The organism is Ralstonia sp. 1138 (assembly GCF_040544795.1).
Classification (GTDB): domain Bacteria; phylum Pseudomonadota; class Gammaproteobacteria; order Burkholderiales; family Burkholderiaceae; genus Ralstonia; species Ralstonia flatus.
Map to the genome: position 1 here is coordinate 403,061 of NZ_JBEPKQ010000002.1, position 25,170 is coordinate 428,230.

General features: G+C 66.5%; 22 protein-coding genes and 1 tRNA gene. 6 read left to right on the plus strand and 17 right to left on the minus strand.

Annotated features, from left to right (window positions below; genetic code table 11):
• Positions 1–12: 12 nt before the first annotated feature.
• Positions 13–618: a 5-formyltetrahydrofolate cyclo-ligase gene (locus ABIC76_RS09565; protein ID WP_354533803.1), complete on the minus strand. Its 606-nt coding sequence runs from the start codon at positions 616–618 to the stop codon at positions 13–15.
• A 43-nt stretch (positions 619–661) separates the two neighbouring features.
• On the opposite strand from ABIC76_RS09565, the gene ABIC76_RS09570 reads away from it, so the two are divergent.
• From ABIC76_RS09570 to ABIC76_RS09585, 4 genes are all read left to right on the plus strand, one after another.
• Entirely contained in the window at positions 662–2,614 is a 1,953-nt protein-coding gene (locus ABIC76_RS09570) for a lytic transglycosylase domain-containing protein (protein WP_354533804.1), read from the plus strand.
• Between the two features lie 182 nt (positions 2,615–2,796).
• Positions 2,797–3,801, plus strand: a complete 1,005-nt coding sequence (locus ABIC76_RS09575) for a complex I NDUFA9 subunit family protein (protein ID WP_354533805.1) — start codon at positions 2,797–2,799, stop codon at positions 3,799–3,801.
• Positions 3,802–4,025: 224 nt separating this feature from the next.
• Positions 4,026–4,727, plus strand: a complete 702-nt coding sequence (locus ABIC76_RS09580; protein ID WP_102064139.1) for a glutathione S-transferase family protein — start codon at positions 4,026–4,028, stop codon at positions 4,725–4,727.
• Positions 4,724–6,010 (plus strand): multifunctional CCA addition/repair protein, encoded by a 1,287-nt coding sequence (locus ABIC76_RS09585; protein WP_354533806.1) that lies wholly within the window; start codon positions 4,724–4,726, stop codon positions 6,008–6,010. Before ABIC76_RS09580 ends, ABIC76_RS09585 begins: the two co-directional genes overlap by 4 nt.
• 9 nt (positions 6,011–6,019) lie before the next feature.
• Here ABIC76_RS09585 and ABIC76_RS09590 read toward each other — a convergent pair whose 3' ends face one another.
• Complete coding sequence (locus ABIC76_RS09590; protein ID WP_354533807.1) at positions 6,020–6,568, minus strand: TetR/AcrR family transcriptional regulator; 549 nt, start codon at positions 6,566–6,568, stop codon at positions 6,020–6,022.
• Between the two features lie 88 nt (positions 6,569–6,656).
• Here ABIC76_RS09590 and ABIC76_RS09595 point away from each other — a divergent pair, with 88 nt between their 5' ends.
• Positions 6,657–7,994, plus strand: a complete 1,338-nt coding sequence (locus ABIC76_RS09595) for a protoporphyrinogen/coproporphyrinogen oxidase (protein ID WP_354533808.1) — start codon at positions 6,657–6,659, stop codon at positions 7,992–7,994.
• Between the two features lie 15 nt (positions 7,995–8,009).
• Here the strand turns inward: ABIC76_RS09595 and ABIC76_RS09600 are convergent, their stop codons facing one another.
• The 15 genes from ABIC76_RS09600 to def form a co-directional block, all read right to left on the minus strand.
• Entirely contained in the window at positions 8,010–8,915 is a 906-nt protein-coding gene (locus ABIC76_RS09600) for a glutamate/aspartate ABC transporter substrate-binding protein (RefSeq protein ID WP_092973985.1), read from the minus strand.
• Between the two features lie 83 nt (positions 8,916–8,998).
• A complete protein-coding gene (locus tag ABIC76_RS09605) occupies positions 8,999–9,835 on the minus strand; it encodes a beta-keto acid cleavage family enzyme (protein ID WP_354533809.1) in 837 nt (278 codons plus the stop codon).
• A complete protein-coding gene (locus ABIC76_RS09610; RefSeq protein WP_102064144.1) occupies positions 9,829–11,184 on the minus strand; it encodes an aspartate aminotransferase family protein in 1,356 nt (451 codons plus the stop codon). Before ABIC76_RS09610 ends, ABIC76_RS09605 begins: the two co-directional genes overlap by 7 nt.
• A gap of 16 nt (positions 11,185–11,200) precedes the next feature.
• The gene (locus ABIC76_RS09615; RefSeq protein ID WP_354533810.1) at positions 11,201–12,109 is read right to left on the minus strand and encodes a MurR/RpiR family transcriptional regulator; all 909 of its coding nucleotides are present in this window, start codon (positions 12,107–12,109) and stop codon (positions 11,201–11,203) included.
• A 178-nt stretch (positions 12,110–12,287) separates the two neighbouring features.
• On the minus strand, positions 12,288–12,593 hold the full coding sequence (locus ABIC76_RS09620) for a hypothetical protein (RefSeq protein ID WP_354533811.1): 306 nt from the start codon (positions 12,591–12,593) through the stop codon (positions 12,288–12,290).
• A gap of 287 nt (positions 12,594–12,880) precedes the next feature.
• A tRNA-Phe gene (locus ABIC76_RS09625) sits at positions 12,881–12,956 on the minus strand.
• A 67-nt stretch (positions 12,957–13,023) separates the two neighbouring features.
• Positions 13,024–13,737, minus strand: a complete 714-nt coding sequence (locus ABIC76_RS09630; protein ID WP_354533812.1) for a response regulator — start codon at positions 13,735–13,737, stop codon at positions 13,024–13,026.
• Positions 13,738–13,773: 36 nt separating this feature from the next.
• On the minus strand, positions 13,774–16,245 hold the full coding sequence (locus tag ABIC76_RS09635) for a sensor histidine kinase (protein WP_102064148.1): 2,472 nt from the start codon (positions 16,243–16,245) through the stop codon (positions 13,774–13,776).
• Positions 16,242–17,012, minus strand: coding sequence for a DUF4390 domain-containing protein (locus tag ABIC76_RS09640; RefSeq protein ID WP_354533813.1), 771 nt, complete (start codon positions 17,010–17,012; stop codon positions 16,242–16,244). The genes ABIC76_RS09635 and ABIC76_RS09640 overlap by 4 nt, the downstream gene beginning before the upstream one ends.
• A gap of 13 nt (positions 17,013–17,025) precedes the next feature.
• Positions 17,026–18,357 (minus strand): 16S rRNA (cytosine(967)-C(5))-methyltransferase RsmB, encoded by a 1,332-nt coding sequence (rsmB, locus tag ABIC76_RS09645; protein WP_354533814.1) that lies wholly within the window; start codon positions 18,355–18,357, stop codon positions 17,026–17,028.
• 103 nt (positions 18,358–18,460) lie between these two features.
• Positions 18,461–19,321 carry a zinc metalloprotease HtpX gene (gene htpX, locus ABIC76_RS09650; RefSeq protein WP_027678693.1) on the minus strand — a complete coding sequence of 287 codons (861 nt, stop codon included), beginning with the start codon at positions 19,319–19,321 and terminating at the stop codon, positions 18,461–18,463.
• Between the two features lie 120 nt (positions 19,322–19,441).
• Positions 19,442–20,098 carry a LysE family translocator gene (locus tag ABIC76_RS09655; RefSeq protein ID WP_027678692.1) on the minus strand — a complete coding sequence of 219 codons (657 nt, stop codon included), beginning with the start codon at positions 20,096–20,098 and terminating at the stop codon, positions 19,442–19,444.
• Between the two features lie 31 nt (positions 20,099–20,129).
• Entirely contained in the window at positions 20,130–21,113 is a 984-nt protein-coding gene (gene fmt, locus ABIC76_RS09660) for a methionyl-tRNA formyltransferase (RefSeq protein WP_354533815.1), read from the minus strand.
• A gap of 57 nt (positions 21,114–21,170) precedes the next feature.
• Positions 21,171–23,195: an ArnT family glycosyltransferase gene (locus ABIC76_RS09665; protein WP_354533816.1), complete on the minus strand. Its 2,025-nt coding sequence runs from the start codon at positions 23,193–23,195 to the stop codon at positions 21,171–21,173.
• 10 nt (positions 23,196–23,205) lie between these two features.
• Positions 23,206–23,721, minus strand: coding sequence for a peptide deformylase (gene def / locus ABIC76_RS09670; protein ID WP_102064153.1), 516 nt, complete (start codon positions 23,719–23,721; stop codon positions 23,206–23,208).
• 252 nt (positions 23,722–23,973) lie between these two features.
• Between def and ABIC76_RS09675 the strand changes: the two genes are divergently transcribed.
• On the plus strand, positions 23,974–25,161 hold the full coding sequence (locus ABIC76_RS09675) for a LysM peptidoglycan-binding domain-containing protein (RefSeq protein WP_354533817.1): 1,188 nt from the start codon (positions 23,974–23,976) through the stop codon (positions 25,159–25,161).
• Positions 25,162–25,170 lie beyond the last annotated feature (9 nt).

Genomic DNA, 25,170 nt, shown 5'->3' on the forward strand with positions numbered 1-25,170 from the left:
TCCTGTGGCGGATTAAAACGCGCCGCGCTCGGTGACGATGCAGTCGAGCGCGATGTCGTGCGATTGCGGTGCGATGGACTCCACGCGGTTCACTTCGTACGCCACGCCAATGGTGCGGGGGCGGTGCCCGGCGGCATGCAGCGCAGCCAGTGTGCGGTCGTAGAAGCCGCCGCCGTAGCCGATGCGGTAGCGCTGCGCGTCAAAGCCCACGCACGGGATCAGCAAGGCATCGGGCGTTTCCATCTCACCCGAGCGGGGGATGGGAATGTTGTACGCGCCGGGCGTCATTTCACAATCGGGCGTCCATCGCCGAAACTGCAGGGGCGAGAATTTGTCAGTCACTACAGGCAGCAGTGCATGGCGCGTGGCGTCGGCCGCCAACCAGTGGCCTAGCACCGTCAACGCATCGAACTCTCCCTGCGTTGGCCAGTAGGCGGCCAGGCGTTTGACGGGCAGTGCGTTCAGCAACCTGGCCAGGTGATGCGCCACCGCGGCATCGTGGGCGATGCGATCCGGCAGCGCGGCGCGTGCATCGAGCAACATGGTGCGCAGCGTGCGGCGCGATTCGATGGGCGTGGTGGGATTGGCCGGATCGTGCGGGTTCCCTAAGGCTGACATGGGATAATTCGGCAGACCTAACAGTGATTGGATGGGGCAGGAGATGACATTGAAGGCCAAGGCAGTATATCGCGCGGTCGCGCTGGCTTTTGCAGGCGTGGTGGGCATGAGCGTGGTCGGCCCGACGCCGCTGGCGGTGGCCGCCAAGCGCCAGGCGCCGCAGGGCATTCCGGCCAATCCGGACGATGCGTTTGTCGAGCTGCGCAACGCTGCACGCCGCAACGATGTGTCGCGCAGCTGGGAGCTGGCCGATAGCCTCTCCGACTACCCGATCCAGTCTTACGTGCAGTATTTCCGCATCAAGCCGCAGCTGTTCGATGCCAGCGGCTATGCGCGTACCGATGCACCGGAAGATGAGATCCGCTCGTTCCTGCAACGCTACAAGGGCGAGGCGATTGCCGACCGGCTGCGCAACGACTGGCTGCTCGTGCTCGGCAAGAAGCGCGATTGGGCGACCTTCGACGCCGAGTACCCCAACTTCGTGCTGAAGGACGACACGCAGGTCGAGTGCTATGCCCTGCTCTCGCGTGCGATGAAGGGCCAGAACGTGGCTGCCGATGCCCGCAACACGCTGTCGGATCCGAAGGGCTATGGCGAAGGCTGCGTCGACCTGATCGGCTATCTGGCGCAGTCCAAGCAGTTCACGCGTGCGGACGTGGCGTTTGCGGCGAGGCTGTCGCTGGAGCAGAACCTCGTCACGCAAGCGTCGCGCATTGCGGCAGTGCTGCCCGACGGCGATCGCGTGGACAACGACACGCTGGCCAACGTGACGCGCATGGCGCGCAACGATCCGTCGCAGGCGACGGCGTATCTGCTGGCGCAAACCGGCGGCATGTCGCGCGAAGAGCAAGGCGCGGGCTGGGGCGTCATTGGCCAGTACGCCGCCAAGAAGCAGACGCCCGATGCGCTGGACGCTTACCGTCGCCAGCTGACGCTCGGCGGCGATGCCTATCTCTCCGACGAGTCGCAGGAGTGGCGCGTGCGCGCGGCTCTGCGCGCCGGGGATTGGAAGATGGTGCGTCAGGCCGTTGAGAAAATGCGCCCCTCCCTGCGCGATCGGGACCCCGCCTGGACGTACTGGTACGGCCGCGCGCTCAAGGCCGACAATCGCAACGACGAAGCCCGCCAGCAGTTCCAGTCGATTGCCGGCCAGTTCAACTTCTATGGCCAACTGGCGCAGGAAGAACTCGGCCAGCGCATCACCGTGCCGCCGCGCACGACCGTGACCGACGCCGAGATCGATGTGATGGGCCGCAACCACCCGGGCTTTGGGCGTGCCAAGAAGCTGTACGACCTGAATCTGCGCTTCGAAGGCAACCGCGAGTGGAACTGGGAATTGCGCAACATGAGCGACCGCGAGTTGCTGGCCGCCGCCGAATATGGCCGCAAGCTGGGCTTGCTCGATCGCACCGTCAACTCCGCCGACAAGACCAAGACCGAGCACGACTTCGCGCTGCGCTTCCCGACGCCGTATCTCAATGTGGTCCAGCGCAACGCCGATGCGGTGGGATTGGACATTGCCTGGGCCTACGGCCTGATCCGCCAGGAATCGCGGTTCATCATGGACGCGCGTTCGTCGGTGGGCGCCTCGGGCCTGATGCAGGTGATGCCGGAAACCGCCAAGCACATTGCCAAGAAGATCGGCCTGCCGGGGTTCCGCGTTTCGCAGATGAGCGACATCGATACCAACGTGCTGCTGGGTACGGCCTACCTGTCGATGATCCTGACGAACCTGGACAGCTCCGTCACGCTGGCGACCGCCGGCTACAACGCCGGCCCTGGCCGCCCGAAACGCTGGCGCTCGACGCTCACGCGGCCGGTGGAAGGCGCGATCTTCGCCGAGACGATCCCATTCAACGAGACGCGCACGTATGTGAAAAACGTGCTGTCGAACGCGACCTACTACAGCGCATTGCTGACTGGGCGCCCGCAGTCGCTCAAGGATCGCCTGGGCAAGGTGGTGCCCGAATCGGTCACGCCGGACGACCTGCCCTGAGCGCCTGATCGTCCTCCCGTTGTCCGCCGACGCCCGCCGCAACGCGGGCGTTTCTCATGGGCGCGTGCGCTGGCTGACGCACAGTTGTGCCGCACGCAGCACGCTGCGTCGACATATCTTGGGGGCAATCCCGTTCGGGATGTATTGTGGTGTTGCCCCCCACCCGTCTTGGAGATGCCTCCATGCAGCCCTCCAATCTGCTCATCTTTGGCGGTACCGGTTTTATTGGCTCGCAGTTGCTGTCGCGGCTCGTGACGGAGACATTTTCTGCGCCGGGCCTGCCCGAAGGCCGCATGATCGTGCCCACGCGCGATCCTGAGTCGTCCCGCGCGCACAACCTCACGCTGCTGCCGCGTGTGGACGTGATGGATGCCGACATCTACGCCGACGACGCGCTCGACGCACTGTTCCTGGCGCTGACCGAGCGCGGCGGCGAGCACTGCGCCGTCATCAATCTCGTCGGCGTACTGCAGGACGCGCGCGACACCCCGTACGGCCCGAACTTCCAGCGCGTGCATGTCGACCTGCCGCGCCGCATCGTCGCCGCATGCCGACGCCATGGCGTGAACCGGCTGCTGCACATGAGCGCGCTGGGCGCCGATCCGGCCGGCCCGTCGATGTACCTGCGCAGCAAGGGCGATGGCGAACGCGTGGTCATGAACAGCGAGCTGGACTGGACGGTGTTCCGCCCCTCGGTGGTGTTTGGCCCGCAGGACCACTTCCTGAATCTGTTTGCGAGCATGCAGCGCATGGCGCCGTTCGTGCCGCTGGCCTGTGCGGATGCGCGCTTCCAGCCCGTGTATGTGGACGACGTGGCCGCCGCATTCATCAACGCGCTCAAGAAACCCGCGACGATCCGCCACGCGTATCCGCTGGTGGGGCCGCGCATCTACACGTTGGCGGAGCTGATGCGCTTTGCGGGGCGTGCCAGCGGCCACCCGCGCTGGATCGTGCCGCTTCCCGAAGGGCTGGGCCGCATGCAGGCCGCGCTGCTCGAACACCTGCCAGGCGCGCCGATCTCGCGGGACAACCTCGACTCCATGCGCGTGGACAACGTCAGCATGGAACCGGTCGCGCCGGAACTCGGCATCCACCCGCTCGGCATGGAGGCCGTGATGCTGCCCGCCCTGGCCGGCTTTGGGCCGGACCGTGGATTGCGTGCTGCACGTACGCGGGTTCATCGCTAGCCGCTACGGAAACGCGGAGGATTTGCGTCGTTTGTGAATCCGCTTCACAACCGTGGCCAATCCGTTTCATTTTGTGGCGGTGCAGCGCAAGGCTAGAATGGTTCGTTCGCCTTCGCGCTGCCGCTCGCCGCTTCCGATACAACAAAACTAGAGCGCCCGGCATTCCCGCGCGATGCTGGCGGGCTCCCACAACAATTGCAGTGCACTCTCCAAGGACGGGAATCATGAAACTGGTCATCGGCAACAAGAACTATTCGTCGTGGTCGCTACGCCCGTGGCTGCTCGCCAAGCAGGCCGGCATTCCGTTCGAAGAGATTCGCGTGCGTCTTTTTGTCGAAGGGTTTTCCACCGAGATTCGTCGCTACTCGCCGGCGGGCCGTGTGCCGGTGCTGGTGGACGGCGACATGACGGTGTGGGATTCGCTCGCCATCTGCGAGACGCTCGCCGAGCGTTTTCCGCGCGCACAACTGTGGCCGGCCGATCCGAAGGCCCGTGCACACGCCCGCTCGGTCTGCGCTGAAATGCACAGCGGCTTCACCAACCTGCGCAACAACATGCCGATGAACGTGACGGCCGTGCTGCCCGGCATGGGCTGGAACGTGGCCGTGCAGCGCGACATCGACCGCATTGCCACGATCTGGATTGAGCTGCGCCAGAAGTACGCGGCCGAAGGCCCGTTCCTGTTCGGTCACTTCACGGTGGCCGATGCGTTCTATGCGCCGGTGGTCAGCCGCTTCGCCACGTACGGCGTGCGTCTGCCCGAAGCCGCCAAGGCCTATGCCGACTACATCCTCAATCTGCCCGCCATGCAGGAGTGGATCGACGGTGCGCGCGCCGAGCATGACTTCCTCGCCGACGACGAGCCGTATCGCACCGCGCCGGACGAAGACACGCTGGTTGTTGCCGACCATGCCGCCAATCAATGACGGAACGCGCGGCACAGGCTGAAGCCATCGTCGATCCGGCCACGCATGGGCTGGACGTGTATGCCGTGGGCGGCGCCATTCGTGACGCGCTGCTCGGGCTGCCGGTGCAGGACCGGGATTACGTTGTGGTCGGCGCCACGCCGGAAGCCATGGAGGCACGTGGCTTTCGCGCGGTCGGCAAGGATTTCCCGGTCTTCCTGCATCCCGCGACGCATGCCGAATACGCGCTTGCCCGCACCGAGCGCAAGACGGCTGCCGGCTACAAGGGCTTCTCGGTCTACTACGCCCCCGATGTCACGCTCGAAGACGACCTCGTCCGCCGCGACCTGACCATCAATGCGATGGCGCAGCGCGTGGCGGAAGACGGCGCGCTCGTCGGCCCCGTTGTCGATCCGTACGGGGGACAGGCCGACTTGGCGTCGCGCACGTTCCGGCATGTGTCGGATGCGTTCATGGAAGACCCGGTGCGCATCCTGCGCCTGGCGCGGTTTGCTGCGCGCTTTGCCGACTTCCATGTCGCGCCCGAAACCAATGCGCTGATGCAACGCATGGTGCAGGACGGCGAAGTCGATGCGCTGGTGCCCGAGCGCGTGTGGCAGGAGATTGCACGCGGCCTGATGGAAGCCCATCCGCAGCGCATGTTTGCCGTGCTGCGCGACTGCGGGGCGCTGGTGCGCCTGCTGCCGGAACTCGATCGGCTGTGGGGCGTGCCGCAGCGCGCCGACTATCACCCCGAAGTCGACACCGGCGTGCACACCATGATGGTGATCGAAACCGCGGCAGCGATGGCGACCTCGTTGCCGGTGCGCTTTGCCGCGCTGGTGCACGACCTCGGCAAGGGCGCCACGCCCGACGACATCCTGCCCCGCCACATTGGCCACGAAGAGCGCAGCCTGCCACTGATCGAAGCGGTGTGCCAGCGCCTGCGCGTGCCGACCGAGTGCCGCGAACTGGCGCTGGTGGTGGCGCGCGAGCACGGCAACATCCATCGTTGCGATGGTTTCGATGCCGCAGCGCTGGTGCGTCTGCTCGAGCGTTGCGATGCGCTGCGCAAGCCGGACCGTTTCCGTCAGGCCCTGCAGGCGTGCGAGGCCGACGCACGTGGCCGGCTCGGGTTTGAAGACCGCAGCTATCCGCAGACGGAACGCCTGCTGCGCGCGCTGGCGGCTGCATCGTCCATCGATGCCGGCGCCGTCGCCAAGCGCTATGCCGACAACCCGGCGCACATCAAGCAGGCCGTGCATCAGGCGCGCATCGAGGCCGTTGCGCAGGCCGGTATCTGAGTCCGACGGCTAGGCTGGAACGGCCAGCCGTTGCGACATCGCGAACAACTTCAGAAAGAACGCCCGGAACGCCTCGGGGTCGGGGCGGGCCGTGGTCTGCTGCGTACCGATGAAGCACAGGTGGGCGATGCGGCCCCAGAAGGCGGCGTCGTCGGGCACGCCTCCGTGCAAGCCGCACAGTTGTGTGGCGAAGGCCAGCCGCTGCGAATCCACGCGTTCGAGGTATTCAGCCACCAGTGGCTCGCGCATGGCCCACGTGCGGATGGCAACTTCGCGCCCCGGATGCATCGATGCGGCCACGTCGAGGTAGCGCACGAGGAGCGTCTCGGCGGTGTCGTCGGGTTTGACGAGCGAAAGGATGCTGCCGGTATAAGCGCGTTCCCACTCGGCCAGGAGGCTGCGCACGTAGTCGTTGCGGCTGCTGAAGTGGTGATAGAACGCGCCGCGCGTCACATTCAGGCGGCGCGCCAGGCGCTCTGCCGAGACACCATCCGCGCCATACATGTCGAGCAGTTCAAAACCGGCTTCGATCCAGCGCGTGCGGGTGGTTCTGGGCATGACGGCGTCCTCGTGCAGAAACTGACAGGCTGTGTATGGTGCGCGGCCAGCCGGTATTGTAAGTCGCGTCACCATTCACTTTTTGGCCATGCGACATTTCATCGTAGTCGGGGCGGGCATTGCGGGACTGAACGCCGCTCGGCATCTGCAACAGGCAGGTTGCGCCGTCACAGTATTCGAGGCGGCGCGCGCGCCCGGCGGCCGCATCCTCAGCGTGCCGTTTCACGGACGCACCATCGAATGCGGCGCGCAATTCGTGTCGTCACGATATCGCCACGTGCTGCCGTTGCTGCACGAGGCGGGGTTGTCGTCACGGCTGCACAAGACTTCGGCCGTGGCGGCGCTGCAGCGAGGGCAGGACTTTCGCGCCGTGCATTCCAAACGCCCATGGTCGCTTGCGACCACGGGCCAACTCACCTGTGGTGAAACATGGCAGATGCTGCGAGGCGGCTTTGCCCAAGCGCGGGAGGCGCGCGGCATTGACCCCAATCACTACGCCAGTCTGGCCGCATTCGACGACGCCGACGCGCAGGACTGGGCCACACGCGTGTTCGGCGGCGCTGCCACGCGGTACGTCTTCGAACCCATGGTGCATGGTCTGTACTTTCACCGGCTGAAAGGGACCTCGCGAGCGTTGTTGGCCGCGCTCGGCGCATTTCGCGGCGCAGACACGCTGATCGTTGAAGGCGGCTGGCAGGCGCTGCCGCGCGCGATGGCCGCGTCGCTCGATGTGCGTTACGGCGCCAACGTCGAACAGGTTGCTGAAACGTCAGAGGGCGTGCGCCTGTGCGTCAACGGAGAGTGGATCAGCGCCGACGGCGTGGTGCTCGCCACGCCTGCACATGCAACGCGGGCGTGGTTGCCCCATCCGACGCTGGGCGAGGCCGCAGTCCTCGACGCGACCTACGCGCCGAGCATTCATGTGGCCCTCGGTCTTTCCCCTTCATGGTCGGCACCGAAGGTATTCGCGCAGGCGTACGGCGCGCTGTTTTCACCCGTGGAGGGCGGCCCTTTGGCGGCGCTGACATTTCAGCACAGTGCAGGGCGAGGCGACGGTCCTGTCGTCTGTGCGATGTTCGGCGAGCAGGCCGCGACGCGCACCATGCCGCAGAACGATGACACGCTGATCCGTTCCGCCACCGAGGCAATGGCGATGCATTTGCCGGGTCTGGAGCGTGCAGTGGTGTCGGCACACGTGCAGCGTTGGGCTGCGGCCGAGCCGCGATCGCCCGTCGGCCGCGCGCGTGCCATTGCGGCGTACCGCGCCACGCTTGGCCGTGATCGTCGGATTGTGCTGGCGGGAGATTATCTCGGCAGCCCGTGGACGGACGGTGCCGCCGAGTCCGGGCACTGGGCCGCCGGCCACCTGTTGGCGGCGCGCATCCCACAGGCGGAGCGCGCCGCGCTGGCCCGGAGCATGGCGTAAGGCTGCCGCTGCGCTTTACTCGAACGGCGTGTCGTTCGGGTTCGCGTACAGCGCCTTCAACTGATCGTTCATCGGGAAGTTGAAGTTCAAGTTCTTGGGCGGCACCGGCTTTTCGAACCACTTCGCGTAGAGCGTCTTGATCTCGCCACTCTTCATCACGCCGGTCATGGTGTCGTCCACCAGCTTCTTGAACTGGGGATCGTCCTTGCGCAGCATGAAGCCGTAGGCTTCGAACGACTGCGGCGTGCCGGTCACGACCCAGTCGTCGGGCTTCTGCGCCAGCGTGCGTGCGCCGGCCAGCAGCACGTCATCCATCATGAACGCCGCCACGCGGCCGCTCTGAAGCGTGAGGAACGATTCACCGTAATCCTTCCCGCTGATCACGTTCATGTTCATCTTTTTCTCGTCGTTCATCTTGCGCAGGATGCGTTCCGACGTGGTGCCCGCGTTGGTGATGACCGACTTGCCCGCCAGGTCGGGGAAATCCTTCACGCCGGATTTCACGTTGGTCAGCAGGCGCGTGCCGGCGATGAAAAAGGTCGTCGAAAAAGCAGTCTGCTGCTCGCGCGACTTCAGGTGCGTGGTCACGCCGCACTCCAGATCGACCGAGCCGTTCTGCACCAGAGACGTACGGTTCTGGGAGGTCACCGGAATCTGCTTGATGTCGAGGTTGGGCTTGCCCGTCTTCTTCTTGACGGCGTCGATCACGCGGGAGCAGAGGTCGGCCGAGAAACCGACGATCTCGTTCTTGCTGTCGCGGTAAGAAAACGGAATCGACGATTCGCGCACGCCGATCAGGATCGTGTTGCTGTCCTGGATCTTCTTGAGCGTGCCGTCCAGGGCTTGCGCGTGCGCGCCGATCGCGAGCAGGCTCGTCAGCGCAAGCGGGATGATCCGGATACAGCGGGTGGTCAAACGCATACTTCCTCCAATGGTTGTGGTGCGCGGCCTGTTGTGTTGCGGCCGTCTGTGCTTTGGCTTCGTGGCGATGAATGCGGAACGTCCTAACGGCCGAACCAGCTACGCAGATCTGCGGCGCTGGCCAGCGGCCGGTGCAGCGCGTCGAGATGCCGTCGCAGGTTGGTGACGAGCGCCGCGTTGTCGGGTGCGGTGCTGCCGTCGGGCAGGGCCATGTTGTTTTCGAATCCCAGGCGCGCATGGCCGCCGAGCAGCGCTGCGGTGAGCGCGCATTCGGCTTCACGCGGGCCGAACGCGCACATCGCCCAGGGCACGTTGGCGGTGAGGTTGCCGCCGTCAGCCCACGCCTGCAGGAATGGCAGCAGGTCGGTGGGGTCGGAGCGCTGCCCCGCGCTGTAGCGGCCGAGCACGAACAGCACCCAGTGCGGCGTATCGGGCAACACGCCGCGTGTGCGCAGGTCGCGGTAGCGCACCACGTCGTCGGCGGAATACAGGATGTACTGGATGGCCGTGCGCGCCGCGGCCAGCTCACCAAAGAAGCGCGCGGCTTCCGCCTCGTGCGCGGCGTCGGGCGCCAGCTCGCGTAGCGCGGCGGAAATCGCTTCCGGCTGCAGCGCGCGCACCGAAGCCATCTGCTGTTCGGGCGTGTAGATGCCGACGGCCTCCGTGGTGATCTGGATCACCAGCGCGTCGCCCACGGCGCGTTGCACGGCGGCGATGGCCGGGCGGTAGTCGCCAGGCTCCAGGCTGTGCGTGCCGTCGGGGCGGCGCACGTGCAGATGCAGCATCGCGGCGCCGGCATCCACGCATTGGCGCGCGCAGGCGGCCAGTTCGTCGGGCGTGATCGGCAATGCGGGGTGATCGGCGTGCGTTTTGCGCGCACCGTTGGGCGCAACGGCGATGGCGATGGGCTGAGTTACCACGCGGCCTCCAGCGTGGCGGCGGTGGCGGCGTCAACGGCGTCGCCCAGGCGTTCGACGATGGCGTCGATGTCCTGCGCGGTGGCGATGAACGGCGGTGCGAGCAAGATGTGGTCGCCGCGCTGGCCGTCGATCGTGCCGCCCATCGGATAGACCATCAGGCCGCGCTGCATCGCTTCGGCCTTTACGCGTGCGTGCGTCTTGCGGGCAGGCGGCAGCGGCGCCTTGGTCGCGCGATCCGCCACCAGCTCCACGCCGACAAACAGCCCGCGGCCGCGCACGTCGCCCACATGTGCGTGGTCGGCAAAGCGCGCGCGCAGCGCTGCACGCAGTTGTTCGCCGCGCGCCTGCACATTGGCGAGCAGGTTCTCTTCTGCGATGACCTTCTGCACTTCCAGCGCCGCCGCGCATGCCGTGGCGTGGCCGATGTAGGTGTGGCCATGCTGGAAGAAGCCGCTGCCGTTCGTGATCGCGTCGACAATGCGGCGGTTCACCAGCGTTGCGCCGATCGGCTGATACCCGCCCCCGAGGCCCTTGGCAATGGCGATCATGTCGGGCACCACGCCGTCTTCCTCGCATGCGAAGAGGTAGCCGGTGCGCCCCATGCCGGACATCACCTCATCGAGCAGCAGCAGCACGCCGTGGCGATCGCACACGGCCCGCATCTTGCGGAAGTAATCGCCCACCGGCGGCACCGCGCCGGCCGTGGCGCCCACCACGGTTTCGGCGACGAAGGCCGCGACATTTTCGGCACCGAGTTCGACGATCTTCGCGTCCAGCTCGTCGGCCAGGCGCTGCACGTATTGCGCGTCGCTCTCGCCATCCAGGCGCTCGCGATACGCATAGCACGGCGAAACATGGTGCGCCGGCACCAGCAGCGGCAGGAACGGCTCGCGGCGCCATGCGTTACCGCCAATCGCCAATGCACCCAGCGTGTTGCCGTGATAGCTCTGACGCCGCGCGATGAAGTACCGGCGCTGCGGCTGGCCGATTTCAACGAAGTATTGGCGTGCGAGTTTCAGCGCCGCTTCGATTGCTTCCGAACCGCCGGAGACGAAATACACGTGGTCCAGATCGCCCGGCGCCGCAGCGGCCAGGCGCGCGGCCAGTTCTTCCGCCACGTCCGTGGTGAAGAACGATGTGTGCGCATAGGCTAGCGCGCGCACCTGCTTGCAGATGGCATCAACCACGCGCGGGTGGCCGTGGCCGAGACACGAAACGGCGGCGCCGCCGCACGCGTCGAGGTAACGCTTGCCGTCGGAGTCGATGAGGGTCATGCCCTCGCCGCCGACTGCGGTGGGCAGCGTCTTGCGCGGGTCGCGGTGGAAGACGGAGGTGGTGGACGGTGTCATGGGTGATCTCGGGAGGTCAACGTTGGGTGGGCGGCACGGCGACAGCCGCTTCACTGCGGCGGGCGCTGCGCACGTAGGCGGCCTGTTGCTTGAGTTGGGCGTCGCTGTCGGCCAGGTGGGCGAGCGCAGTGGGCCCGGCGTGGCGGAACCAGGTCATCAGCAGCGCGTCGAGCAGCGCCATCGGCGCGGCCAGCGAATGGAAGAACGACGGAATGGCGACGGGCGCGACGAGGTGCTGCCACGCCAGTTCAGCGCCGGGGGCGATGGCGCTGTCGGTCACATACACGAGGCGCGCCCCGCGCGCATGCGCGTACTGCATCGCTTCGACGACCTCGCGCGTGTACGGATCAAACGTGACGGCAACGACGATGTCGCCCGCGCCGCAAAAGCGCAGCGGGTCGGCCAGCGTGTTGCCGCTGCCGGCGCACAGCGTGACCTTGTCGTCGAACAGCTGCGCGGCATAGCCGAATGCATGCGTCAGCGCCAGGCAACTGCGTGCGCCCAGCAGGAAGACACGGCGCGCCTTGCACAGGGCGCTGGCGACGGTCTCCAGCGCTGCGACGTTGGCCGGCGAAAACGCCGACTGCACATGCGCGCCGATCGCCATGCCAATGCGCTCGGCCTCCGACGCGCCCGCCGCATCGTCGCCTTGCAGCGCGTTGGCCCGGACGGCAAAGCCGTCAGCTTGCTGGCGCAGGTGGTTCACGCAGATGTCGCGCAGCGCCGCAAAGTCATCAAAGCCCAGCGCGCGTGCCAGGCGCGAGAACGTGGCCGGGGGCAGGTCGCAGCGGCGCGCAAAGTCCCGCATCGAAAGCAGGGCGATGTCGTGCTGGTGCGTTTCCAGCAACATGGCGGCGCGCTGCAGTTGCGGAGACAAATCGCCGGCGCGGTCGCGCAGCGTTTGCATGAGCCCATCGAACGTCATGAGGTGGCCGAATTGATTCAACTGTTTCGTAAACTACGTAATTGAAACAAATGAGTCAAGTTCGGATTGACCTCAGTGCGTTGGGCGAACGCAAAAACGGCCGCATCCCAGGAATGCGGCCGTCTAGGCAAACAAAAACGGAGGCCGAAGCCTCCGTCGTGCGTGTGGTGCGTGCGTCTCAGGTTGCCGGCGCGTCGAGCTGTTCCATGCGCAGTTGGAAGAAGCCGGCGCCGACCAGCCCCAGCAGGCTCAGCGCCATGCACGTGCAGGCCAGAATCATCACCGCGCCGATCGATGACACCCCGCTCATGAGCGGCGTGTGCGTCAGAGCCGACAGATTGCCGCCCACCCACATGGCCGCGACAAGCGCCATCAGACACGTTAGCGCCGCGGCATTGCGCAACCACGTCAACCGCGTCTTGCGGCTGATGCCGTCGAAAGCGTGGAAATGAAAGTGGTGGTGACCGGTGCCAACGAGTGCCATGGAGAATCTCCTTGTGCTTGCCGCTTGATAGCGTTGAGTCACTATACCGAGGCCTGCGACAGTTTGGCGCAGTTTGCGCCGCTAGGTATACCCTAAGCTGCGTTGCGTCAAGAGCCTCGGGTACATTTTTTGTGCATGCGCCACTGCGCCGCAGATTGGCGGCTGGCGCGGCAAATGGGGAGATGGCGGGGACGCGCGAACGGCGTCGCAGAAATGAAAAAAGACCTCGCGAGGAGGTCTTTTTTGTTGCCCTGCAAAATCGATTGATCTTGAAGGGCGAGGAATTTTGGTGGCCTGGGGCGGAATCGAACCACCGACACGCGGATTTTCAATCCGCTGCTCTACCAACTGAGCTACCGGGCCAAGCAAAGAAAGGCAAGTATGACAGGGTGTGCGCCCAGTCGTCAAGTCCCTCCGAGCACTTTGATGATCAGGCCGCCGGCTCGCCCTTGTTGCGCGAGAGTTCGACGCCCAGTTGCTTGAGCTTGCGGTACAGGTGAGTCCGTTCCAGGCCGGTCTTTTCGGCCACGCGCGTCATGCTGCCGCCTTCGCGCTGCAGGTGGTATTCGAAGTACGCGCGCTCGAACAGGTCGCGCGCTTCGCGCAGCGGCATGTCGAACGAGAACTGCATGCCGCCGCCTTCGGCAGGGCGGGTCGGTACGCCGTTGATATCGGTGCGATCCGGCCCGGCAGGCGTACCCGCGACTGCGGCGTTGGGCGCGGCTCCTGCCAGTCCCGCCGACGGCGCTGCAGCCGGTGCGGCGGAGCGCGGCTTTTCCTTGCTGCGCGACAGGCCCTGCTCCACCGCGGTCAGCAGTTTCTGCAGCGCGATGGGCTTCTCCAGGAAATTCAGCGCGCCGATCTTAGTCGCCTCGACAGCAGTGTCGATGGTGGCGTGCCCCGACATCATGATGACGGGCATGGTCAGCAGACCTTGCGACGCCCATTCCTTGAGCAGCGTCACGCCGTCGGTATCCGGCATCCAGATATCGAGCAGGACGAGGTCGGGCGTTGCGTTCGCGCGGTATTCGCGCGCGCGCTGCGCGTTCTCGGCGACTTCAACAACGTGCCCTTCGTCTCCGAGGATTTCGGAGAGCAACTCCCGGATACCCATTTCGTCGTCGACAACGAGGATGGTGGCCATGCTTTTCCTCTATGTGCGGCGGGATTGCCGTCCGCGCTACGCGAGTTTTACGAACAGTATGGAAACCTGGGCGCCGACGGTGTCGGTACCCGATGTGCCCGATGTTGTGCTGGACTGGCGGTTGCGCAATTCGATGCGCGCCCCGTGCTCGTCCATGATTTTCTTCACCATGGCCAAGCCCAATCCTGTGCCCTTGGCTTTGGTCGTGACGTACGGCTCGAAGGCGCGGTTGAGGATGCGGGAAGAGAACCCGCCGCCGTTGTCCGCGATCGCAAGCCGCACGGCCTGCCGCCGCGCGCCCGAGGCGTCGTCGTATTCTACCGTGTCAGTTTGCAACATGACATGCGGAGCAGGTCGCCCGGCCGCTTCGTTCTCCGCCACGGCGTCCTGCGCGTTCTGCAGGAGGTTGTGGATGACCTGGCGCAGTTGCGTCGGGTCGCCCTTGATGAGCGGCAGATTGGCGCCCAGCTTGGCCTCGATGACGGGATGGTCGCGGCGGTCGGGGTGATCGATGCCGTACAGGTGCAGCACCTCGGCGGCCAGCGCGTTCAGGTCCAGCTCCTGCAGCATGGCCGGCGGCGTGCGGGCGTAGTCGCGGAAATCATCGACCATGCGCTTCATCGCGGCCACCTGGTTGACGATGGTGGTGGCGCCGCGCCGCAGCACGTCAGCGTCCGCCTCGGACAGCTTGGGCGAAAGCTTCATCTCCAGGCGCTCGGCCGAGAGCTGGATGGGCGTGAGCGGATTCTTGATTTCGTGCGCAAGGCGCCGCGCAACCTCGCCCCACGCCACAGAGCGCTGCGCCGAGATCACGTCGGAAATATCGTCGAACACCACCACGTAGCCGCGCTCGGTGCCGTGCGCGCCGACGGACGGGCCGGGCAGGCGCGTGCCGCGCACCAGCAGCGTGAGGGGCTCGTCTTCGTCTTCGAGCGGAATTTCAACCTGCTTCTGCCAGTGGGCCACCGCGCCGCCGGCGGCCGTGCTTGCGTCCTGTTCGGCGAAGGCCTGTTCGACCACCGGCGCGAAGGCCGCCACCGGCGTGATGCTGGTCAGCCCCTGGCCGACCCACGCGCCGAAGGGCTGTTTGAAGATGCGCTCGGCACCCGGGTTGGCGGTCAGCAGCACGAAGCGATGGTCGAACACGAAGACGCCCGCGGTCAGGTTGGTCAGCACGCTCTCAAGATAGGCCTTCGATTGCTCGAGTGCCGCGCGATTCTGCTCCACGGCGCGGCGCGCGTCGGCCAGCTGCCGCGTCATCTGGTTGAACTGCTGGGTGAGCACACCGAGTTCGTCGCGCGTATGCAATTCGCGCTTGGGCGAGAGATCGCCCTCGGCCACTTCGCGCGTGCCCTGGAGCAGCATTAGCAGCGGCCGTGCCAGCTGCGCGCCGAGCAGCAGCGCCAGCATTACCGCAATGAACACCGCCAGGAACAGCGTGAGCGTGAGCGTGCCGATGTACATCTTGCGCAGGCCCGTGCGGCCGAGCGCTTTCTCCTGGTATTCCTGGTAGGCGCGCTGGACGGCGTCGGCATTGCGCGCCAGCGCCTGCGGCACCGGTTGCACGAGCTGCAGGAAACGTTCGTCGCGGCCGCTCTCGCCGATCAGGCCGAAGCCGCGCGAGGTGCCACCGCCATCTTCCGGCCGGCGGTCTGCCAGCAAACCGGTGCCGGCCCATTTGCGTGCCGGCGTGCTCAGCCCGAGGCCCGGCTCGTCACGGGACGCCGTCCCCAGCGCCACCACCACATGGAGTTGGTACAGATCATTGCGGCGGCCATTGTTGCGTGCCGCTGGCGCCGAGGCGGCCGGCGCGGAGGCGCTACCGGTATCGTTATCGCTGCCGCCTTCCAGGCTGGCGTAACCGCCCGGCGCGCGGGCCTGTTCGAGCACGGCCTGATCGGGCAGGTTCGGCACGAGCGAGTCGTAGGTGTTTGACGCGGTGGCGATCACCCGGCCGCTGGCCGTGAAGATGGTCGCTTCCTGCACGCCGAATTGCTCACGCAATCGATTGAGCGTGATGGCCGTGGCCGAGGCTGATCCATCGCCCACCTGTTCGGCAATCAGGCGACCTTTGTTCTGCAGATCGGCCAGCGCCGTGTCCATGGTCGAGCGGCCAAGGTTCAGGCCGGCCTCCAGCGCCGATTCGACCTTCACGTCGAACCACGACTCGATACTGCGCGACACGAACTGCAGCGACACCAGATAGATCAGCACGCCAGGCAGGACGCCGACCACGCCGAAGAACACCGCCAGCTTGGTCATCAGCCGCGTGCCGAACTTGCCGCGCCGCGCGCGCAGCGCCAGCGCCAGCATCAGCCCGCCGATGATCACCACCAGCAGTACCCCGATGACGAGGTTGACCTTGTAGAGCAGCGTGAAATACCGGTCGAAGAATTCGGTATTGGCCGATGCGGCGGCCAGCAGCCCGACCAGCACGATCGCCAGAAAGACGATGGTGCCGGCCACCACCTGATAGAGCAGCCGCTTGTAGCTGCGATCGAAGATCATTTGGCGGGCGCCAGCAATGTGCCTGCGCTGGACGGGCCGGCGCTCATCCCCCAGCCCGAATTGGGCGACAGGCCCGACGCACCCGAAGCGGGCGGCGAGGATGCCGGTGGGCTGGCCGGCGGCGCAGCAGGCGCGGGCGCCGGGGCAGGCGGCGGCTCATTCGGCACCAGCACGCTGAAGCGCTTCCATTCGGAACTGAGATTCCAGTCGCGTGTGTTGACGGCGTTGATCTGGAATGGCTTGGGCAGTTGCGTCACGTCCAGGCGCATGCGCACTTCGGCCTGGACGGTTTCGCCGGCCTTGACGGCGCGCTGCTCGAACACGCGCCAGCCGCGCACGTGCTGCATGAAATCGACGGCGTCTTTCAGCCGCGAGAACGGCACCTGCAGGCCGCCGGTCGATACCCGGTATTGGCGTGTGAGCGGGTGATACGACAGCCGCACCACGCGCGTGGCGCTGATGGCGTGGTCGTCAAACCAATACCAGCGCGGGCGGATCAGCTCGAATTCGACGAGGAAGTAGAGCGCGATGCCCTTGTTGACTGCGTCTTCGAGGTTGCTGGGCAGGTCGAAATCGAAATCGGCGGAGAGGTTCCAGCCGCCGTCGGCGTATTCGAGCTGCGCCCGGTTGACTTCGATGGACTGTGCGGGTGCGGCGACCGGCCACCACAGGAGCATGCCCAATGCGACCAGCGCGACCAGCCGTTGCAGAATCTGCCGGAACCGGGTTTGCAGCAGCCGGATCGATGGGCGAAGGATGACAGTCACAACGGTCGGTGCATCAAGGCCGTTTCTGGAAAACCGCGTAAAAGAAGCCGTCGTGATCGAGCGGCATGGGCGACGCGCCGGCGTCGAATCCGCTGGTCAGCGCCGCGTCGGGCGAGACCGGCAGCAACTGGCCGGGCGCGTGCAATCGTATCGCATCTTCCAGATGGCGTTCAAACCATCGGGCCTGGTCCTCGCCTTCCGTCGGGAAAATCGAACACGTGACATAAACCAGCTTGCCACCCGGCTTCAGGCATGCCCAGAGGGCGCGCACGATGTCGCGCTGCAGCCCGGCCAGCGCCTTGAGGTCGGCGGGGCGGCGCAGCCAGCGGATGTCCGGATGGCGCCGCACGATGCCGGCGGCCGAGCACGGCACATCGGCCAGGATGCGGTCGAACGGTCGGCCGTCCCACCAGGTGTCGGGTTTTGCCGCGTCGCCGACGCAGAGCGTGGCGTTCTGGCTCAGGCGTGCGAGATTTTCGGTGATACGCACGGCGCGCGCGGCATCCGACTCAAGCGCCGTGACGTCCAGGCCGTCAGCCAGCTCCAGCAGATGGCCGGTCTTGCCGCCCGGGGCGGCGCACGCATCGAGCACGCGCTGGCCGGGGGCCACGTCGAGCAACGTTGCAGCCAGTTGCGCCCCGGCGTCCTGCACGGAGACATCGCCGTCGGCAAAACCCGGCAGTTCGGCAACGGGCACGGCGCGCGCAAGGCGGACGGCCTGCTCGCCGATGCGCTCGGCGTCGATGCCGGCTTCGGCCAGGCGCGCGAGATACGCGTCGACGGCAATGCGGCGCGGGTTCACGCGCAGCACCATCGGCGGGCGGCGGTTGCCGGCGGCCAGGATGGTTTGCCAGACATCGGGATACGCGTTGCGTACGGTGTCGATCCACCACGTCGGGTAGTTGGTGGCGGCCGACGGATCCGCCTGCATGTCTGCGACCAGCGCCTGTTGCTCGCGCAGGAAGCGGCGCAGCACGCCGTTGATCATGCCCTTGCCGTGCGACAGCTTCGGATCAGCCGAGGCCGCCGTGACGGCCTGGTCCACGACGGTGAACGGCGCGTACGGCAGCGGCTCGTCCAGCAATTGTGCGAGCGCTACGCGCAGCAGATTGGCGGCGCCTTCGGCGGGCGGGCGCGGGATCAGCGTGCGGATCAGCCAGTCGGTGCTGCCCAGCCAGCGCGTGGCGCGGTAGGCGAGATCCTGCACGGCGCCGCGCACCGGTGCGGGTTGGCTCTGGCAGACGGCATCGATGGCCTGCGGCAATGCCGTGCCCTGCCGCAGCTTGCCCAGGGCGGCGGCGGCAAGCGACAAGGCGTGGGCGAGGGAATCGGGCGGCAGGCGCATCGGGCGGCAGGAAATCGGGCGGACAAAATGCAACGAGCCCGCGATGGGCGGGCTCGTGCGGACTGCGGAAGTATAAAGGAAGCGCCCCGTCGGGCTGCCGCTTTTACGCCGGATATTGCCCCGTCTGCGCCATCTGCATCAGCCGTGCGATGCGCTCTTCCGTGGCCGGGTGCGTGCTGAACAGGTTGGCCAGGCCGCCGCCATGCAGCGGGTTCATGATCATCATTTGCGCGGTGGCCGGGTGGGCTTCGGCGGCGGCAAACGGAATGCCGGCCGCATAGCGATGGATCTTGTCCAGCGCTGAGGCGAGCGCCTGCGGGTCGCCGCTGATGGTCGCGCCGCCGCGGTCGGCTTCGAACTCGCGTGCGCGGGAAATCGCCATCTGGATGAGCGACGCCGCCAGCGGCGCGAGGATCGCCACCGCAATCCCGGCGATCGGGTTGGCGGGGCGGCCTTCGCTGTCGCGACCGCCGAAGAACACGGCAAAGTTCGCCAGCGCCGAGATCGCGCCGGCCATGGTCGCCGAGATGGTCGAGATCAGGATGTCGCGGTGCTGCACGTGGGCCAGCTCGTGCGCCATCACGCCGCGCAGTTCGCGTTCCGACAGGATATTGAGGATGCCGGTCGTGGCGGCCACGGCGGCATGCTCTGGGTCGCGGCCGGTAGCGAAGGCGTTCGGCTGTGCTTCGTCGATGAGATAGACGCGCGGCATCGGCAGGCCGGCGCGGCCGGCCAACTCCTGCACCATCCGATAAAACTGCGGCGCGCTGGTCTCGTTGACTTCCTGCGCGTTGTACATGCGCAGGACCATCTTGTCGGAGAACCAGTACGAGAAGAAATTCATGCCCAGCGCGAACAGCAGCGCCAGCATCATCCCGCTGCGTCCGCCGATCATGCCGCCGATGACGATGAACAGCGCGGTGATCGCTGCCATCAACATGAAGGTCTTGATCCAGTTGAACATAGGGGCGTGGCTCCTGTGGGTGTTGGGGGTTGTGAAGTCGTTAGATCGCGATAATCGCTGAAAATTCAAGGGTTTGCGCCGCACTTGCGCGATATTTCGCCGCAGATGACGCTTGACGCATCAACGGGTGGTGAACGCCAGCCGCGCGCCCAGGCCGATAAACGCCGTGCCCACGACGCGATCGAGCCACCGCTTGATGCCGGGCTTGCCTGCCACCCGGCGCGTGACGCTGGCGGCCACCCACGCCACCAAGCTGTTCCAGATCGTCGACATGACGATGAACACCGCCCCCAATGCCAGGAAGGCCAGCGCCTTGTGGGCGGCGTGCGGATCGACGAACTGCGGGAAGAACGACAGGAAGAACAGCACGACCTTCGGGTTCAGCACATTGGTGAGAAAACCCTGCATGAACAGCGACTTGAGCGGACGCGGGCGCCGGGCGGCGGGCGTTTCCGTTTTTTCGGCCGGGGCGTCGTCGCGTTCAGGCGGCGCCAGCAGCATGCGGCCGCCAAGATAAATCAAGTACGCCGCGCCGACCACCTTGATGACCGTGAACGCCACGGTGGACGCCGCGAGCAGCGCCGTCAGCCCGAACGCGACCGCCAGCACGTGCACGCAGCAGCCCGCCGACACCCCCAGCGACGACAGCAGCCCCGCCGCGCGTCCTTGCGAGACGCTGCGCCCGACGATATAGGCCGTGTCGGGCCCTGGCGTCACATTCAGCAGAAACACGGCCAGCATGAAGAGCGGCAGATTGACGATGCCCAGCGCGGTCATGGCGAAATCCTCTTCTATATAGATGGCGTGGTCAGCTGCGCGAGGCGAAGCGCTGGCCGGGCTGGATCGCCAGGCCTTGCAGGAATTCCCGCGCAGGCAGGCGTTTTCCGCCTGGCTTCTGCAACTGCGTCACACGCAGCGCGCCGGCGCCGCACGCGATGGTGACGCCCTCGGCGTTGGCGGCGAGTACCGTGCCGGGTTCTACGTCAGCCGGGCGATCGGCCAGCGCCTCCGCTTGCCAGAATTTGATCGCTACGCCATCCAGCGCAGCCGATGCGCCGGGAAACGGGTTGAACGCATGCACCTGGCGCAGCAACGCGGCGGCGTGGCGCGACCAGTCGAGCGCGGCTTCGTCCTTGGCGATCTTCTCGGCATACGTGATGCCTTCGGCCGGCTGCGGCGTGGCGTCGAGCTTGCCGTCCTGCGCCAGCTTGGCGAGTGCCTCCACGACCATGCGTCCGCCGAGCGCGGCCAGCGTGTCGTGCAGCGTGCCGGTCGTGTCGGTCAGGCCGATGGGCACGCGTTCCATGGCGATCATGTCGCCGGTATCCAGGCCCGCATCCATCTGCATGAGCGTGATGCCCGATTCGGCATCGCCCGCTTCGATTGCACGGTGGATGGGCGCGGCGCCACGCCAGCGCGGCAGCAGCGACGCGTGGATGTTGATGCAGCCAAAGCGCGGCAGATCGAGCACTTCCTGCGGCAGGATCAGGCCATAGGCCGCGACGACCATCACGTCGGGGCGTTGGGCGGCCAGGGCGTCGATGGCTTCGGCGGCTTCCTGCGGATATTTGCCCGTGCGGCGGAGCGACGGCGGCTGCAGGATCGGCGCGAACCCATGCGTGACGGCGTACTGCTTAACGGGGCTCGCCTGCAATTGCATGCCGCGCCCTGCCGGGCGATCCGGCTGACTCAGCACGGCAACGACGGGAAAGCCGGCCTGGTGGATGGCCGCCAGGGCAATCTGCGCAAATTCAGGCGTGCCGGCAAACGCTACGCGGAGGGTGGACGTCATGGATGGAAAACCGAAAACGAGGGGAAGCGCGCTACACGACAGCGTAGCGCATTGGGCTTAGCGACGACCGCGATGCGGCGTGTCGGTCAGCGGCACGATGGGCTCGGGCGACGGCAGCGCCTCGGGCGCGCCATTGCTGCGCCGCTGGAACAGCGAGAAGGTTTCGTTGGTGTCGCCCGGACGGCTGCCGCGCCAGACCATTTCCCAGTTGTTGCCGTGCGGGCGGCGTCGGGCGTGTTCCGGGCGTTTTTCGAGCACCAGTATCAGGTCGCAGGTGCGCGCGGTCGGGTTGGGGCGGTGATCGTCGCCGGCACCGCTGTGGCCGAGCAGCCATTTGACGGGGCGCACGCCGGTTTCGTAGTGCATCAGCGCGCGTTCGCTTTCGCCCATGCCGCGCGTGGCCACACAGATCTGCGCCGATTCGAGCACCGGCTTGATCGCCTGGAACAGCGGGCGGTAGCTGCGGGCGTCGTCCACCCAGGGCATCAGCAGCGTGCCCAGCAGGCCCCACACCATGCCCAGACCGGCTGCCCATGCGACCACGCCCGAACGCGCCGGCCGCAGCCACACGCAGGCAGCCCACAGCGCCGTAATCGCCCCCGCCGCCAAGACGGCGAACGGGTGGATCAGCATGTCATACGGCAACGGCAGCACGCGGCCCAGCATCTTGGCGAGCCACCCCGGCAGCAATTGCCCGCCGCTGGTCACGAGTGCGCCCCACACGGCCCACACCACCAGACCCAGCACGCCAAACAACGCCACCGCCGCGCCCCATGCGCGCGCCCGCCACGCTGGCGCGATCAGCAGCAGCATCGGCGCGCCGAGCAGGGCCAGCGCCGGTTGCAGCGGCATCAGGTAGACATCGCGCAGCACCGCCGAGCGCAGGACCACGGCAATCGTCGCCAACACGAACAGCGCGACGACCAGGTGCCCCTGATACGGCAACAGCCACGCCGTACGCGCGCCATGCCCGCGCTGCCGCATGAGCTTGTACAGCGACACGCCCAGCACGGCCACCGCCGGCCACACAGCCGGCGTGCCGGTCAGGAAGATGGAACGGATGGTCGTCGTCAGCGCGCCTTTCTCGCCGCCCAGATGCGAGAAGCCGAAGAAGCGGCCCAGGTTGTTGACCCAGAACCATTCGATGAACAGGTCCGGCGATTCGTGCCAGAAGACGGCCGGCCAGATCGCCAGCCATGGCAGCGCCACCAGCAGCGAGAGGCCATAGAAGCGCCATGCCTGCCGGTTCCGGAAATCGGGCAACAGGGCGATCGCCGCCAGCAGGGTGATCGCGAACAGCCCCGGCACCAGCACGCCCTTGCCCAGGAAGGCCACGCCGATGCCCGTGCCGAACCACAGTGCGGGGCGCAGGACGTCGACGCCCTTTGCACCGCCAGCTTCGCTCTCTTTGACGAAGCGCACCAGGCCATACAGGGCGATCGCGGTGCCGGCGAGTTGCGGGACATCGGCAATGAACTTGTGGACGTGCTCGACCAGTCCGACGCAGCCGGCAAACAGCAGCAGCGCGCCCAGCGCATAGTCGCGCAATGCAGCGCCGCCGGCGTCCAGGCCGGCTTCACGGCGTGCGGCCAACGTCAGCCCAGGGCGCCCGCGAGCCAGGTCTGCCCCCACACGCAAGCGCCAGTCGCGCGCTTCGCTGCGCAGCAGGCGCGCCGTGCGCCAGACGGCCCAGCACGTCAGCGCCATCCAGAACAGCACCGCCACGCGTACGGCTTCGTGCGGCGGCATGTCGGGCAGCGCGAGCGCGGCGAGCGCGCCCGTCCAGTACATCAGCGGGGGTTTTTCGACGAACGGTTCGAAGGCGACGTTGGGAACGACCCAGTCGCCGCGCTCGATGATGTTGATGACGATGCCGAAGGAATACGGCTCGTCCGCCTTCCATGGCGCGCGCCAGAACGTGCCCGCCACAAAATACGCGCACAGCATCAGCACGACGACGGCACGCCAGTGCCGCACGAGCAGCGCCGACAGGCGGCGCGGGCTTACGTTGGTGCCTGCGTCATCGGGAGCGATCGGCATCAGCGGGATGGGGCGAGGGCGCGCGTCGGCGTCGGCAGGCATGGGAACGCGTTCAACGCTGGAGCGCCGCGTCGCGTTGATGCTTCTTGAGTTTGGAACGGATGCGCGTCTGCTTGAGCGGCGAGAGGTATTCGACGAAGACCTTGCCCATCAGGTGATCCATCTCGTGCTGGATGCACACCGCCAGCAGGTCGTCGGCCTCCAGCTCGAAGGTTTCGCCCTTCTCGTTCAGTGCACGCACGCGCACGCGGGCCGGGCGATCGACCTTGTCATAGATATCAGGCACCGACAGGCAGCCTTCGTCCCACACCTTGTGCTCATCACTGGCCCAGATGATTTCCGGGTTGATGAACACGCGCAGCTCGTCGCGCGATTCCGACACGTCGATGGTGATCACGCGCTCGTGCACGTCGACCTGCGTGGCGGCCAGGCCGACGCCCGGCGCCTCGTACATGGTCTCGGCCATGTCGGCCACCAGTTTGCGGATGCGGTCATCCACCACGGCGACCGGTTTGGCGACCTTGTGCAGCCGCGGATCAGGGTATTGCAGGATATTCAGTAGGGCCATGATGCTTGGCAACAACGGTTGCAGAAGGCCACGCTAACGAGGGGTTGCCTTCAATTGCGATCGCTTGGAATGTCATGCAGAATCGGGGGCGCTATCCGCCACATGGCTTAGGAAAAAGCCTGACGAATGTTGGATGCCATACCCCTCTTGCTGCAGCGCAGAACTGCGTACAGCTGCGGCGGTGAGGCGTCGAACAGGCCCGCGGACCACTCGCCGATTCTTCATAGAATAATGCGCCATCGTAACACACCGATGCACTCCCAGCCCGCCATGCAAACTGCCACGAAAGCGCGCCAGTCTTACGTTTGCGCCCTGTCGGCGGTTGCCGCGGCAGCGCTTTTCTGCATGGGCGCCGCCCACGCTGCCGAGCGCACTGTGACGCCGGCACAACAGGCGCAGGCCGCGACGGCTGCCCAAGCGGGCATCCCCGAATCCGAACTGTCCCCCACCGCGCCTGCGCAGTACACCGTGCGCCGTGGAGACACGCTCTGGGCGATCTCCGGCAAGTACCTCAAGCGGCCCTATCGCTGGCCCGAACTCTGGGGCATGAACCGCGAGCAGATCCGCAACCCGCATCTGATCTATCCGGGCCAGATCCTGTATCTGCATCACGCCAATGGCCGCGCGTGGCTGTCGAGTTCGCCGGCGTCGGCGGATGGCAGCACGGTGCGCCTGTCGCCGCATACCCGCGTGTCGGGCCAAGACGGCGACGCCATCTCCAGCATTCCGGCCGCCGCCATCGAGCCGTTCCTGACCCAGCCGATCGTCGTGGATGAAGAAACGCTGGCCACGCCGGCGCGCATCTTCTCGCTGCCCGAAGGCCGCGTGTATCTGGGCAAGGGCGAAAACGCCTACGCTCGCGGGCTGCCGGAAGGCGAAGGCGGCCAGGCTGGCACCGAATGGCAGGCGTATCGCCCCGTCCGTCCGCTCAGGGATCCGATAACCGGCAACGTGCTCGGCTACGAAGCGGACTTCCTCGGCACGCTGCGCGTGGTGCGTGCGGCGACCGGCCCGCAGGCGGTCACCAAGATGGAAGTGCTGTCGTCCAAGGAAGAAATGGGCGTCGGCTCGCAACTGATGCCACTGCCGCCACGCGTGCCGGTGCGTTATACGCCGCATGCGCCGGAAGGCGACGTGCACGGCGCGGTCGCCAAGGTGACTGGCGGCGTGCGTTTTGGCGGCACCGACCAGGTGGTTGTGCTCAACATCGGCAGCCAGCAGGGGTTGGAGCCGGGCCACGTGCTGTCGCTGGCGCGCGCTGGTGCGCTCGTGAAAGACGCCACCGCGGGCAACGAGGCCGTGCAACTGCCGGAAGAACGCTACGGCCTGGCCTTCGTGTTCCGCGTGTTCCCGCATGTCGCCTATGCACTGGTGACGGACGCCTCCAACACCGTGGAAGTGGGCGACAGCGTCAGCAACCCGATGTCGCCGCAACCCTGAACTACGCGC

Coding starts and splice junctions, on each gene's coding strand:
- ABIC76_RS09635 (WP_102064148.1), bottom strand. CDS start 16,245: ATGATCTTCGATCGCAGCTACAAGCGGCTGCTCTATCAGGTGGTGGCC.
- ABIC76_RS09675 (WP_354533817.1), top strand. CDS start 23,974: ATGCACTCCCAGCCCGCCATGCAAACTGCCACGAAAGCGCGCCAGTCT.
- rsmB (WP_354533814.1), bottom strand. CDS start 18,357: ATGCGCCTGCCGCCCGATTCCCTCGCCCACGCCTTGTCGCTTGCCGCC.
- ABIC76_RS09655 (WP_027678692.1), bottom strand. CDS start 20,098: ATGACCGCGCTGGGCATCGTCAATCTGCCGCTCTTCATGCTGGCCGTG.
- ABIC76_RS09585 (WP_354533806.1), top strand. CDS start 4,724: ATGACGGAACGCGCGGCACAGGCTGAAGCCATCGTCGATCCGGCCACG.
- htpX (WP_027678693.1), bottom strand. CDS start 19,321: ATGTTCAACTGGATCAAGACCTTCATGTTGATGGCAGCGATCACCGCG.
- fmt (WP_354533815.1), bottom strand. CDS start 21,113: ATGACGTCCACCCTCCGCGTAGCGTTTGCCGGCACGCCTGAATTTGCG.
- ABIC76_RS09615 (WP_354533810.1), bottom strand. CDS start 12,109: ATGACGTTCGATGGGCTCATGCAAACGCTGCGCGACCGCGCCGGCGAT.
- ABIC76_RS09570 (WP_354533804.1), top strand. CDS start 662: ATGACATTGAAGGCCAAGGCAGTATATCGCGCGGTCGCGCTGGCTTTT.
- ABIC76_RS09565 (WP_354533803.1), bottom strand. CDS start 618: ATGTCAGCCTTAGGGAACCCGCACGATCCGGCCAATCCCACCACGCCC.
- ABIC76_RS09665 (WP_354533816.1), bottom strand. CDS start 23,195: ATGCCTGCCGACGCCGACGCGCGCCCTCGCCCCATCCCGCTGATGCCG.
- ABIC76_RS09610 (WP_102064144.1), bottom strand. CDS start 11,184: ATGACACCGTCCACCACCTCCGTCTTCCACCGCGACCCGCGCAAGACG.
- def (WP_102064153.1), bottom strand. CDS start 23,721: ATGGCCCTACTGAATATCCTGCAATACCCTGATCCGCGGCTGCACAAG.
- ABIC76_RS09590 (WP_354533807.1), bottom strand. CDS start 6,568: ATGCCCAGAACCACCCGCACGCGCTGGATCGAAGCCGGTTTTGAACTG.
- ABIC76_RS09620 (WP_354533811.1), bottom strand. CDS start 12,593: ATGGCACTCGTTGGCACCGGTCACCACCACTTTCATTTCCACGCTTTC.
- ABIC76_RS09600 (WP_092973985.1), bottom strand. CDS start 8,915: ATGCGTTTGACCACCCGCTGTATCCGGATCATCCCGCTTGCGCTGACG.
- ABIC76_RS09630 (WP_354533812.1), bottom strand. CDS start 13,737: ATGGCCACCATCCTCGTTGTCGACGACGAAATGGGTATCCGGGAGTTG.
- ABIC76_RS09580 (WP_102064139.1), top strand. CDS start 4,026: ATGAAACTGGTCATCGGCAACAAGAACTATTCGTCGTGGTCGCTACGC.
- ABIC76_RS09595 (WP_354533808.1), top strand. CDS start 6,657: ATGCGACATTTCATCGTAGTCGGGGCGGGCATTGCGGGACTGAACGCC.
- ABIC76_RS09575 (WP_354533805.1), top strand. CDS start 2,797: ATGCAGCCCTCCAATCTGCTCATCTTTGGCGGTACCGGTTTTATTGGC.